General features: G+C 64.5%; 14 protein-coding genes. 3 read left to right on the top strand and 11 right to left on the bottom strand.

The window, feature by feature from the left end:
• Positions 1-32: 32 nt before the first annotated feature.
• The 3 genes from V7E26_RS14215 to V7E26_RS14225 all read right to left on the bottom strand — a co-directional run bounded on the left by V7E26_RS14215 (position 33) and on the right by V7E26_RS14225 (position 2271).
• Positions 33-548 carry a GNAT family N-acetyltransferase gene (locus V7E26_RS14215; protein ID WP_324416972.1) on the bottom strand — a complete coding sequence of 172 codons (516 nt, stop codon included), beginning with the start codon at positions 546-548 and terminating at the stop codon, positions 33-35.
• A 68-nt stretch (positions 549-616) separates the two neighbouring features.
• Positions 617-1552, bottom strand: a complete 936-nt coding sequence (locus tag V7E26_RS14220) for a glycosyltransferase family 2 protein (protein ID WP_324416974.1) — start codon at positions 1550-1552, stop codon at positions 617-619.
• 230 nt (positions 1553-1782) lie between these two features.
• A complete protein-coding gene (locus V7E26_RS14225; protein WP_324416976.1) occupies positions 1783-2271 on the bottom strand; it encodes an NUDIX domain-containing protein in 489 nt (162 codons plus the stop codon).
• A 95-nt stretch (positions 2272-2366) separates the two neighbouring features.
• Here V7E26_RS14225 and V7E26_RS14230 point away from each other — a divergent pair, with 95 nt between their 5' ends.
• A complete protein-coding gene (locus tag V7E26_RS14230; RefSeq protein ID WP_324416978.1) occupies positions 2367-3254 on the top strand; it encodes a metallophosphoesterase family protein in 888 nt (295 codons plus the stop codon).
• A gap of 24 nt (positions 3255-3278) precedes the next feature.
• Here V7E26_RS14230 and V7E26_RS14235 read toward each other — a convergent pair whose 3' ends face one another.
• The 4 genes from V7E26_RS14235 to V7E26_RS14250 form a co-directional block, all read right to left on the bottom strand.
• Positions 3279-3992 (bottom strand): glycine-rich domain-containing protein, encoded by a 714-nt coding sequence (locus V7E26_RS14235; protein WP_324416980.1) that lies wholly within the window; start codon positions 3990-3992, stop codon positions 3279-3281.
• Positions 3993-4023: 31 nt separating this feature from the next.
• Positions 4024-4578: a hypothetical protein gene (locus tag V7E26_RS14240; protein WP_324416982.1), complete on the bottom strand. Its 555-nt coding sequence runs from the start codon at positions 4576-4578 to the stop codon at positions 4024-4026.
• Positions 4579-4802: 224 nt separating this feature from the next.
• On the bottom strand, positions 4803-5012 hold the full coding sequence (locus V7E26_RS14245; RefSeq protein ID WP_028347002.1) for a DUF4170 domain-containing protein: 210 nt from the start codon (positions 5010-5012) through the stop codon (positions 4803-4805).
• Between the two features lie 68 nt (positions 5013-5080).
• On the bottom strand, positions 5081-6721 hold the full coding sequence (locus V7E26_RS14250; RefSeq protein ID WP_324416989.1) for an isocitrate lyase: 1641 nt from the start codon (positions 6719-6721) through the stop codon (positions 5081-5083).
• A 180-nt stretch (positions 6722-6901) separates the two neighbouring features.
• Between V7E26_RS14250 and V7E26_RS14255 the strand changes: the two genes are divergently transcribed.
• The gene (locus V7E26_RS14255) at positions 6902-8347 is read left to right on the top strand and encodes a helix-turn-helix domain-containing protein (protein ID WP_324416991.1); all 1446 of its coding nucleotides are present in this window, start codon (positions 6902-6904) and stop codon (positions 8345-8347) included.
• A 144-nt stretch (positions 8348-8491) separates the two neighbouring features.
• On the opposite strand, the gene V7E26_RS14260 is transcribed toward V7E26_RS14255, so the two are convergent.
• Positions 8492-8830: a c-type cytochrome gene (locus V7E26_RS14260; RefSeq protein ID WP_324416993.1), complete on the bottom strand. Its 339-nt coding sequence runs from the start codon at positions 8828-8830 to the stop codon at positions 8492-8494.
• A gap of 226 nt (positions 8831-9056) precedes the next feature.
• On the opposite strand from V7E26_RS14260, the gene V7E26_RS14265 reads away from it, so the two are divergent.
• On the top strand, positions 9057-9338 hold the full coding sequence (locus tag V7E26_RS14265) for a hypothetical protein (RefSeq protein ID WP_324416995.1): 282 nt from the start codon (positions 9057-9059) through the stop codon (positions 9336-9338).
• 142 nt (positions 9339-9480) lie between these two features.
• Here V7E26_RS14265 and V7E26_RS14270 read toward each other — a convergent pair whose 3' ends face one another.
• From V7E26_RS14270 to V7E26_RS14280, 3 genes are all read right to left on the bottom strand, one after another.
• Positions 9481-9894 carry a VOC family protein gene (locus V7E26_RS14270; RefSeq protein WP_324416996.1) on the bottom strand — a complete coding sequence of 138 codons (414 nt, stop codon included), beginning with the start codon at positions 9892-9894 and terminating at the stop codon, positions 9481-9483.
• A 13-nt stretch (positions 9895-9907) separates the two neighbouring features.
• A complete protein-coding gene (locus V7E26_RS14275; protein ID WP_324416998.1) occupies positions 9908-10471 on the bottom strand; it encodes a DinB family protein in 564 nt (187 codons plus the stop codon).
• Positions 10472-10626: 155 nt separating this feature from the next.
• On the bottom strand, positions 10627-12146 hold a 1520-nt coding region (locus V7E26_RS14280), incomplete at its 5' end, for a xanthine dehydrogenase family protein molybdopterin-binding subunit (protein ID WP_324417000.1).

The raw sequence follows: 12146 nt of genomic DNA on the forward strand, positions 1-12146 counted from the left end.
GAATGTCTCCGCAGCACTTCTTCGCCGCGGCGCTAAGAGCGCGCCTTGCTCCAGTCCGGACGGATATCTCCGGAAACGCCGTCGAACGCGCCTTCGACCAGTTCCGCCACCAGCAGACGGCTGTAGTCGACAGGGCCCGGCATGATCGCGCGTCCCTTCGGGATCACGTTGAATCCGACGCGGCGGTAATAGGACTCGTCGCCGACCAGAATGACCAGCCGATGGCCCTTGGCCCTGGCATCCTGCAGCGAGCGATCCAGCAACATGCGGCCGACGCCGCGGCCGCGGAACGGCGGCTCGACCGTCAACGGCCCGAGCATCAGGGCCGGCGTGTCGCCGATGCAGATCGGCAACTGGCGCACCGAGCCAACCAGCAATGTGCCGATTCGCGCCGTGAACGACAGGTCGAGCAGGTGATCGACATGTTCGCGCAGGCGGTAGGCGCTCAGCACGAAACGGCCGGGGCCGAAGGTGCGCTCGTGCAGGCGTTCGATGGCCTGCGCGTCCTTTGGCGTTTCGGCCAGGATGGTGACGTCAAGTTCGCTCATGATGAGGCGCGGGATAGCATCTGGCTGCGGCGCGGTCCATCGCCGGAAGCGGCAATCCCGGTATTGCCTCAATCCCTGCCGATGGCCGGCTGGGACAAATAGGTCAAAAGCTTCATTTCGCGGCGACCTCGCGTCACCGTATCCAGCACCAGCCCCGAACTTACCGACAGCACCGCCACGATCATCAGGCCCATCGACAGCACCGCGGTCGGCAGCCGCGGAACGAGGCCTTCCTCGAGAAAGGTGACGATCACGGGGATCGCGAGGCCGATCGATATCAGCATCAGGAAGATGCCGATGACCGTGAAAAACCGCAGCGGCTTTTCCGACCGGTACAGCTTCAGGATGGTACCGAGAATCCGGAAACCATCGCGCCAGGTATTGAGCTTGCTGACCGATCCCTCCGGCCGGGCGTAATATGGCGTCTCGATCTCCGTCACCGGCAGCGCCAGTTCGAGCGCGTGCACGCTGAGCTCGGTTTCGATCTCGAAGCCGTCCGACAGCACCGGGAAGGACTTGACGAAGCGACGGGAGAACACGCGGTAGCCGGAAAGGATATCCTTGAACGCCTGGCCGAACACGTTGGAAAGGAACGATGTCAGCATCCAGTTGCCGGTGCGGTGGCCGGGCCGGTAGGCCGCAACCGACTGATCGACGCGCAAGCCGACCACCATGTCGAGGTGTTCGTTGATGAGCTTGTCGATCATGCGCGGCGCGCTCGGCGCGTCATAGGTCGCGTCGCCGTCGACCAGCACATAGATGTCGGCGTCGACGTCGGCGAACATGCGCCGCACCACGTGGCCCTTGCCCTGGCGGCGCTCGCTGCGCACGAGCGCGCCGGCGGCACGCGCCACCTCGATGGTGCGATCCCTGGAATTGTTGTCGTAGACGTAAATCCGGGCGGTCGGCAGCGCCTTGCGGAAGTCGGCGACCACGGTGGCCACCGCGGCTTCCTCGTTGTAGCACGGCACCAGAACCGCAATCCGCAAGCCCGCCTCCGTCATCGCACGCTCACCAAATTAGATCCGTCCATGGCGCGTCACACCGCAATCAGGCGCTGGCGGCAGGGTCCAGGGAGCATGTCGATCGGAATGATATAATATGGCGTAAATATCGGGTGGGTCGGGGAGAAAATCAGGTTGTGCCGCGAAGTTTAGCGCGACCGGGACGGTGACCTGCCGGGCGCGGCCTCGATCAACAAGGTGAATTGAACGTCAACGCACCGGCCGCCGCGTCAGCGCCAGGTCGCGACCTGCGCTACGCCGTCGAGCACTTCCGCGATCCGCAGCCGCGTTCCCCGCGTCGTCTCGGCCGGCAGCGCTCCCGCCGCGTAGAATCCGCACTCCACAATCTCGTGGTTCGGCTCCGGCAGCCGGTCCTGGCGGAACTGCCTGATAATGTAGACCGCAACATGGTCGCGGCGCGAGACGTGGCCGTTGAAAAACACGCCGTGCAGCGCCGGCTCACCGGTCATTTCAATCCGCCCCTCCTCGACCAGCTCGCGCCGCAGCGCTTCGAGAAACGTCTCGCCGACCTCGACCCCGCCGCCCGGCAGGTGCCAGCCCGCGACATAGCTGTGCCGGACCAGAAACACCCTGTTGTCGCCGTCGAGCACCACGCCGCGAACCCCCAGCGTCATGCCGCGGGCGATCCGCCAATACAGATGAAATACCCGCCGCAGTGGCGGCTCCAACCGCTTTCGTAAGCGCTGCAGCGCCGTCACTCAAACCTCGGATGGACAGGTGTCACGTTTGATCCTTATATCGCCGACATGATCGGGCGACGGCTCTATATCACAGACAATGCGGCGGAGCGCGAATGACCGACACCTTCACGCTGGCGCATTTGTCCGATCCGCATCTGCCGCCGATGCCCGCGGCGCGGCTGCGCGAACTCGCCGGCAAACGCGCCCTCGGCTATATCAACTGGACGCGCAACCGCCACAAATATCACCGCCGCGAAGTGCTGGATGCCCTCGTCGCCGACATGCAGGCGCAACGGCCCGACCACATTGCGGTGACCGGCGATCTCGTCAACCTGGCGCTCGAGGCCGAATTCACCCCGGCGCAGGCCTGGCTCGAAAGCGTCGGCACGCCGCAGCAGGTCACGGTCGTTCCCGGCAATCACGACGCCTATGTGCGGGCGACGCGGCATCACTTCGGCGGCACGTTCGCAAAATTCCTGCAGGGCGACGCCGCGAACGGCGCGCCATTCCCGTTCGTGCGGCGGCGCGGACCGTTGGCGCTGATCGGAGTGTCCTCGGCCGTGCCGACGCTGCCGCTGATGGCGACCGGCCGGCTCGGCCGCACGCAGCTCGATGCGCTGGACCGCGAGCTTGCGCAATTGCCGCCGGACGAAGCCTTCCGGGTGCTGCTGGTGCATCACCCCCTGCATTCGACGTCGCGGATGAAGCGGCTGACCGATTCCATGGCGCTCCGCGGCGTGCTGAAGCGGCACGGCGTGGAACTGGTCCTGCATGGCCACGACCACATCCATTCGACGATGTGGCTCGAAGGCGCCGATCGCCAGATCCCCGCCGTCGGCGTGCCGTCGGCATCGGCGCTGCCGCATCGGCACTATCCGGCCGCGGCCTACAATCTGTTTTCGATCGCGCGCGACGCCGGCAAATGGCGCTGCGTGCAGACCGTGCGCGCGGTCGATGCCGATTTCCGCGTCAAGCAGATCAAGCAGGCGACGCTGCTTTAGTTGCGGCATGCGCGGGCTGATATCTCAATCCCCGCCACCGCCGCAGCCGCCGCCCCCATCACCGCCGCCGCCGCTGTCGCCGCCTCCGCTATCACTGCTTCCGCTGTCGCCGCTGCTGCTGCCGGTGTCGCCAAAGCCGTCCGAACTGCCGTCGAACGACGAGTCGGAGAAGTCGCCGCCGCAATAGGCGACGCCGCTGCCGTCCCGGCGCAGCGCTGCGCAATTGGGGTGGTAGACGAACCCGTTCCGGATGTTGAGCTTGCCGTCGAGCGCAAACAGCAGCGGCAGGCGGGTCGGTCGCACCGGGTCGATGTTCTCGTATTTGCAGCAGTACCACCAGACGCGGCGCAGGCCCGCGTTGCTCTGGCGGTGCTCGCCGAGCACGACGGCGGGGGTGTGGTGCAGGAAGCCGCCGAAGGCGCGGCGGCAGAACTCGTGGTAGTCGCGGGTGTACAGGATGAATTCGTGCCAGAGATCGTCGGCGATCTGCGAGGGCATCGAGACGTGGCGCTTGCCGCTCATGAGATAGGCGAGGAAAAATTGCCGCAGGCCTTGCGAGACCAGCGCGCTGTTCTTGCGCTGAAAGCCGGGGCGACGCTTCTCCAGTCGATCGAGCAGCCCGCGCGGCCAGTCAAAGGTGCGGATGTATTCGGCGCGGCGCAGCGTCTGCCATTTGGCATAGAAATAGGCGGTGGCAGCGAAGGCTGCCACCAGCGCGATGGCAAACGGTATGGTCATGATGCGATTTCCAGCCCGTTCGCTTCCAGCCCTAAAAGTTGTTCAGGCTGGCGTAGAGCGCGAGGCCGAACAGCGCAACCGCGCCGAGCAGGAAGCCGAGCACGAACGTACCGAGGCCGCGGCGGCGCGGCTTCTTCTTGAGGACAGGCTCGGCCACCGGCATCGACACCATCGCATGCTCGCGCTCGACCATGCGGCGCGCGACATAGCCGGTGACGGCATCGACGATGACGGGCACGTCATGCGACTCGGCGAGCACGATGCGGCCGAAGCGAGTGTCCTGCACGAAGCGGTAGATGCGCTTGTCGCGCCCCATCACGACATGCGCGACGACGTCGATCCACAGCCGCGGCGTCTCGCCCTGGCTGACGCCGCGATCGAACAGATCGACCTGGACAGGCACTTCCGAAAACAGGGGATCGAGCGCCTCGTTGAGGATCTCGAGGCGGGCGACTTCGGCATCGCGCAGTTCGACCACGACACCGGTACGATCGGCGGCCTCGATGCGCGCCTGGCGCAGCGCATCGCGCAGCCGTGTCTGCCTGATGTCGCGGGCCTCACTGCCGGAATTTTGCGCGTCTGCCATCGGGGGCCGCCTTTTTATTCTGAAGGATTAGCCCGTTAACCTATCAGTAACCACATTGTCCGCAAAGGCCGTTTAGTTGCAATGGGTTAGCGATCCACCGGGTTCTGGGGCCGCGGCCGGCGCCGCTCGCCCCGCCCTCACCGGGCGCAAGACGGCCCCAGCCGGTTTTCCGGATGGGCCGCCTGTCCCTGGGACGTTTCCTGTTTTGACGTTGTCGGCAGCGCTCAGGCCGAGACGCGCGAGGGCTCTTCGACGATCGAGAAGCGGACGCCGGCCTTGTGACGGCTCTCTTCCGAGACCTCCTTCCAGCACTCCTCCGCTTCCTTGCGGGTCTTGAACGGGCCCCTGACCTGGGCCGAGCCTTCCACCAGCTTGTGGAAGTTCATCGAGCCGAACTCGCCGCCGATCACCCAGAAATTGCTGCCTTTGGTCATTTTCAGTCTCCTGTTTGCGCGAGGCGATCAGTCTGGAATTCAATCGACCCCAGACTGATCAACCGCCGTTAGCCGAACTGGTTCATCGTGTTGTGGACGCCGCCCGCCTTCAGCGCGGCTTCACCCGCGAAGTATTCCTTGTGCTCGTCGCCGATATCGGAGCCGGCCATGTTCTGATGCTTGGCGCAGGCGATGCCCTGACGGATCTCCTGGCGCTGAACATTCTTCACATAGCCCAGCATGCCCTGCTCGCCGAAATACTCCCTGGCGAGATTGTCAGTCGACAGGGCTGCCGTGTGATAGGTCGGCAACGTGATCAGGTGGTGGAAGATGCCGGCGCGCTTGGCCGAATCGGCCTGGAAGGTGCGGATGCGCTCGTCGGCCTCGATGCCGAGCGGCGTATCGTCGTATTCCGGCTTCATCAGTTCGGCACGGTTGTACTTGCTGACGTCCTTGCCGGCCTCCTTCATCGCGTCATAGACCTGCCAACGGAAGTTGAGCGTCCAGTTGAACGACGGCGAGTTGTTGTAGGCCAGCTTCGCATTTGGAACGACCTTGCGAATGCGGTCGACCATCTTGGCGATCTGTTCGATATGCGGCTTCTCGGTCTCGATCCACAAGAGGTCAGCGCCGTTCTGCAGCGAGGTGATGCTGTCGAGCACGCAGCGATCTTCACCCGTACCGGCGCGGAACTGGTAGAGGTTGCTGGCGAGGCGCTTCGGACGCATCATCTTGCCGTCGCGGTTGATGATGACATCGCCGTTGCGGGCATTGGCGGCCGTCACTTCCTCGCAATCCAGGAAGCTGTTGTACTGGTCGCCGAGGTCGCCGGGTTTGTGGCTGACAGCAATCTGCTGCGTCAGGCCGGCGCCCAGCGAGTCGGTGCGGGTCACGACGATACCGTCTTCGACGCCGAGTTCGAGGAACGCGTGGCGGCAGGCCCGGATCTTCGCCAGGAACACCTCATGCGGCACCGTCACCTTGCCGTCCTGGTGACCGCACTGCTTTTCGTCGGAGACCTGGTTCTCGATCTGCAGGGCGCACGCGCCCGCCTCGATCATCTTCTTGGCGAGCAGATAGGTCGCCTCGGCGTTGCCGAAGCCGGCATCGATGTCGGCGATGACGGGCACGACATGGGTCTGGAAATTGTCGACCTTCTCGATCAGCTCCTTTTCCTTCGCCTTGTCGCCCGCCTTGCGGGCGACGTCGATGGCGCGGAAGATGTCGTTGAGCTCACGCGAGTCCGCCTGGCGGAGGAAGGTGTAGAGCTCTTCGATCAGCGCCGGCACCGAGGTCTTCTCGTGCATCGACTGGTCCGGCAGCGGCCCGAACTCGGAACGCAGCGCCGCGATCATCCAGCCGGAGAGATAGAGATAGCGGCGATCGGTCTTGCCGCCGAAATGCTTCTTGACCGAAATCAGCTTCTGCTGGGCGATGAAGCCGTGCCAGCAACCCAGCGACTGGGTGTACTTGGTCGGGTCGGCGTCATAGGCCGCCATGTCGGCGCGCATCAGCGCCGCGGTGTAGCGGGCGATGTCGAGGCCGGTCTTGAAGCGGTTCTGCAGACGCATGCGCGCCACGGCTTCGGCGGAGACGCCGTTCCAGGTCGGCTTCGTCTCGAGGAGCGCCTTGGCTGCTTCAACCTGGCTCTGATAGGCGCCCGGTCCCTGGAGTGCCTGATCGCTGATGCCACGCGGCTGGTAGTTCATGATCGTATCCCTTCAATCGACATTCTTGACAGTGCATTGCGAAACGTGCCGACAGCTAAACGCCAAAAGCATAAATTCGTACAGATAGCTTGTTTTCGATTGGTGATGTATTGTAACATCTACACCTGTCATATATGTTATTTTGTAATTTCTGTCACAAATGAGGTCAAGGAACCCGCCATGGCCGCCGATTCCGGAAAGAAGCTGTTCGTCGGTCCCCGCTTCCGGCGAATCCGCCAGCAGCTCGGCCTGTCGCAGACCCAGATCGCCGAGGGGCTGGGGATTTCCCCGAGCTATATCAACCTGATAGAGCGCAACCAGCGGCCGGTGACGGCGCAGATCCTGCTCCGGCTGGCGGAGACCTATGACCTCGATCTGCGCGACCTCGCCACCGCCGACGAGGACCGCTTCTTTGCCGAACTGAACGAAATCTTCTCCGATCCGCTGTTCCGCCAGATCGACCTGCCGAAGCAGGAACTGCGCGACCTTGCCGAACTCTGCCCCGGCGTGACGCACTCGCTGCAGCGGCTTTACGCCGCCTATACCGAGGCGCGCCGCGGCGAGACGCTGGTCGCAGCCCAAATGGCCGATCGCGATGAGGGCGCCCGCTTCGAGGCCAACCCGATCGAACGCGTGCGCGACCTGATCGAGGCCAACCGAAATTATTTTCCGGAACTCGAACAAGCCGCGGAAAATCTGCGCGACGAGCTGAACGTCTCCGCGGAGGAGCTGTTCGCTTCGCTTGCGGCGCGGCTGCGCGAAAAGCACTCGATCGTCACCCGCATCATGCCTGTCGACGTGATGCGCGAGACGCTGCGGCGGTTCGACCGCCATCGCCGCCAGCTTCTGATTTCCGAACTGGTCGACGGCTCTGGCCGCGCGTTCCAGCTCGCGCTGCAGATTGGCCTCGCCGAATGCGGCGCTGTCATCGACGGCATCGTCAACCGCGCCGGCCCGCTCGACGACACCCCGCGGCGGCTCTACCGCATCACGCTGGCGAATTACTTCGCCGCCGCCGTCATGATGCCCTACCAGCCGTTCCATAGCGCGGCGGAAACCCTGAACTACGACGTGCATGTGCTGGCGCAGCGCTTCAACGCCGGCTTCGAGCAGGTCTGCCACCGCCTCACCACACTGCAGCGGCCGAACGCGCGCGGCGTGCCGTTCTTCCTGCTCCGCGTCGACAATGCCGGCAATGTCTCCAAGCGGTTTTCTTCCGGCACGTTCCCGTTCTCGAAGTTCGGCGGCACCTGCCCGCTCTGGAACGTGCACTCGACCTTCGACACGCCGGACCGCCTGCTCAAGCAGGTGATCGAGCTGACCGACGGCACGCGCTACTTCTCGATCGCGCAGATGGTGCGCCGGCCGATCGCGCCGCATCCGCAGCCGCAGCCGCGCTTTGCGATCGGTCTCGGCTGCGAAATCCGCCATGCGTCGAAACTCGTCTACGCCGCGGGGATGGATCTGGAGAAAACGGAAGGCACGCCGATCGGCGTCAACTGCCGGCTCTGCGAGCGCGAAAACTGCAGCCAGCGCGCCGAGCCGCCGATCACCCGCACGCTGATCCTGGACGAGAACACGCGACGGGTATCGTCGTTCGCGTTCTCGAATGCGCGGGAGCTGTGAGGCGTTATTCGTCATTGCGAGCGCAGCGAAGCAATCCATCCTTCCGCGCATGAGGCGACAATGGATTGCTTCGCTGCGCTCGCAATGACGGGCGGGAATGGGTTCACAGCCGCCTCGGGATAAGGTCTACATGGACCGCAGACTTTAACGCTTGCGCTGGATGGCCCTGAGATAGTTCACCGCGGCGGCAGCATCATCTCGCTTGAAGCGGAAGGTCGGCATCTCCGGGTGGATGGTGGTCAGCCCGTCCTGCAAGCGCTGCACCATGTCGGTGTCGTAGAGCTTTTCGCCGAAGGTGCGGAACGCCGGCGCCAGCGGATTCGGGCTATCGCCTGTCGTGCCGACGGCGTGACATCGCCCGCACAGGTTTTCCAGCGTCGCCCCGGCACGCCGCTGCTGTGCATCGAGCGCCTGCGCGGCGGCGCCCGAGAGCAGCACGAGGCACGCCGATGCGGCGAACATTCGCAAGGTGAGGCCTGACATCGCGATCTCTTCGGCTGTGTCCGGGTTTCTACGGACTGTTACGCTGACAGGTGCGCAACAGCCTTGCGATGCATCAAGCAGCCGGCACGAAATGCCCTCCGAATGCCCAAGGAATCGCCAAAGTTAAATCCCGGGGATTGCGTAATTTAGCAATGGAACGGCCGAGCTGATTCGCTAGTTTTGGAAGGGGCGAATCCCTAATCGCAAAATGTGGATGCAGGGAACGATGTTACGACGCGTCAAGTTGATGAACCCGTTCGAGATCATTCAGGACCGCCTTGCGCCGGAGCGGCAGCAAGCGCCGCCGGCCGAGCTCAAGGTGATCAATCGCGCCGCGCGCACCACCCCGGTCTGCGCCGCCTGCGGCTCCGACGACATCATCTGTCACGCGACCGCGCAATGGAGCAACGAAGCCCAGGAATGGCAGCTCGCCAACACCTTCAACCAGCCGGCGCGCTGCAACACCTGCAACAGCGACGTCAGCCTGACGTGGCTGACGCTGAATTGAGGCGCTAAACCGCCCTGCTCGCTCAATCCCTCATGGTGAGGAGGCGCTTCAGCGCCGTCTCGAAACATGCAGGCCCGGCTGGTGCCATTCATCCTTCGAGACGCCTGCTTCGCAGGCTCCCCCGGGATGAGGTCTGGCAGCGTTAAATCTCGGCATACACCTCCAGCAGATTCCCGTCGGGATCCCTGAAGAACAGCGTGCGATGACCGAACGGCTGGTCCTTCGGCGGCTCCATCAGTACGACCCCATGCCGCACCAATTCCTCCGCGCAGCGATCGACATCCGCGGCCGCCACCCTGAACGCAAGCTGCAGCGACGCGCTCCCCGCAGGCGTCGGTGCGTCCTTCGCCGTCCGGCTCGGCCGCGCCAGCGCGAGCGTATTGCCGCCGATCTGATATTCGATCCACCCCGCCGACAATTCGCGCGTCAGGGAAAAACACAGCACGCCCTCATAGAAGCGGCGCATCGCCGCCATGTCGCGCACGAAGATGACGGTGTAGTCGACGGCGCGGATGGCGTGGAAGGGGGAAGTGGTCAATGGATTCCGATCGTGCATGATGGCGTATGCTCTACGATTTTTCGTCCCACACCCGCGCTTCCGTCCAACCCAGCTCGGCGAATTCCGCCGCCCGCAGCGGCGCTTCGCCCGCCGAGAAAAACTCGTCGAGCTGCGGCGGGCTCACCGAGGTGCCGCTGAGCATAGCGTGGGCCTGGCCGCGGTGATGCACCTGATGCTGGAACAGATGCAGGAGCAGGCGATCCATCCGTTCGCTCTGGATGGAGGTGCCGCGATGCACCGAGACGACGCGCTGCAATCCAGCGGCGTCGAGCGCTTCAACGATGGTGAGCAGGCGTCGGTCGACTGCGGCCTGAGCGTCCTTTAGCGCAGCCACGGTCGCACAAGGCTCCCGGTTCGCCCAGGCCGCAGGGCCGAGCGTGCCGTCTTCCATCGCATCGACGTAGAAGTGGTCGATGATCAGGATGTGGTTGAGCGTGGCGCGCAGGGTTGGAAAGAAGCCGGTACGCTTCGCGGTGAATTCCTCCGGCGACAGCGCGAGACAGGCCGTGAGCAGCCGGTGGTTGGCCCAGGCGTTGTTGTAGGCCATGGTGCGGAAGGGAAGCACGTCGTTCATTGGCGTCGCTGGCTCCGCGCAAGTCAGTAAGGCGGATTAGCGCAAGCGTAATCCGCCGCCGTCGTTCGGCGAGAATGGTGGGTTGCGCCTTTCCGCCTTCGCTCGTTGAGCTACGGCGCGACGGGGACGGCTAACCCACCCTACGAATCTCGCTCTTACTCCGCGGCCTGCCGGGTCGGCTCGTCGAGCTTCTCCAGCACCTTTGGCGGCGACATCGGCAGCGCGTAGAAGCGTTTGCCGAGCGCGTTGTAGATCGCGTTCGCTACCGCCGCCATCACAGGCACCAGCGGCACTTCGCCGACGCCCTTGACGCCCTGCGGGTGCTTCGGGTTCGGGATTTCGACCATGATGCAGTCGAGCATCGGAAGGTCCGAACAAACCGGCATGCGATAGTCGAGGAAGCCGGGATTATCGACCTTGCCGTCCTTGGTGTAGATGTACTCCTCGTTCAGCGCCCAGCCGATGCCCTGCGCGACGCCGCCCTGAAGCTGGCCCTCGACATAGCCGGGATGGATGGCGCGGCCGACATCCTGCACGGCGGTGTAGCGGATCACGCGCGCGATGCCGAGATCGACGTCGACCTCGACGTCGCAGACATGGGTGCCGAAGCCGCCGTCGGCGCCCGTGGTGTTGAGCTGCACGCCGGCGCCGATCGGGCCGCCCATCGCGGGCGCCTTGTCGGCGAGTTCCTTCAGCGTCAGCGGCTCGAACTGGCCGGCATTCGGGCTGACCGGATGCGCCGCGCCGTTCTCCCACTTCACCGCTTCCGGATCGATCTCCCAGATCTTGGCCGCGCGCTCGCGCAGCGTCTGGATGATCTTTTCGGTCGACTGCGTCACCACCATCGAGGAGGCGAACAGCACGCGGCTGCCGCCGGTCAGGTTGGAGAAGCCGACGGTCTGCGTATCGCCGATGATGACGGAGACGCGGCGGTAGTCGATGCCGAGCAGCTCGGCGCAGATGTTGGCGATGCCGGCGCGCGAGCCGCCGATATCGGGATGGCCTGTCGTGACGACGACGTTGCCGTCCTCGGTGATGTTGACCTGCGCCGAGGACTCACCGCCGGCGTTGAACCAGAAGCCGGATGCGACGCCCCTGCCCTGAAACTTGCCGAGCGGCGCCTTGTAGTGATCCGAATTCTTCGCGGCTTCGATGGTTTCGACATAGCCGATGCGCGGGAAGGTCGGGCCGTGCGCGGCCTTGGTGCCTTCCCTCGCGGCGTTCTTCAGGCGGAAGTCGAGCGGGTCCATCTTCAGCGCTTCGGCGACCTCGTCGAGCACGCATTCGACCGCGTAAGCGCCGATCGGCGCACCCGGCGCGCGATAGGCCGCGACCTTCGAGCGGTTGGAGACGACGTCATAGCCTTCCGACAGCAGGTTCGGGATGTCGTAGGGCGTGAAGCTGCACCCGGCAGCGCCACGGATCGGCGAGCCCGGCAACGCGCCGGCCTGCAGATAGAAGGTGCCGTGGGCGGCAACGATCTTGCCGTCCCTGGTGGCGCCGATCTTCACCGTGCTCTTCGAGCCTGAAGTGGGACCGGTCGCGCGCATCACTTCCTCGCGCGTCATCACCATCTTCACCGGGCGGCCGGACTTTTTCGCGAGCAGCGTCGCGAGCGGTTCGAGATAGACGATGGTCTTGCCGCCGAAGCCGCCGCCGATCTCGGCGGGGATGG

The sequence above is a fragment of the Bradyrhizobium sp. genome, from assembly GCF_036735945.1.
Taxonomy (GTDB): domain Bacteria; phylum Pseudomonadota; class Alphaproteobacteria; order Rhizobiales; family Xanthobacteraceae; genus Bradyrhizobium.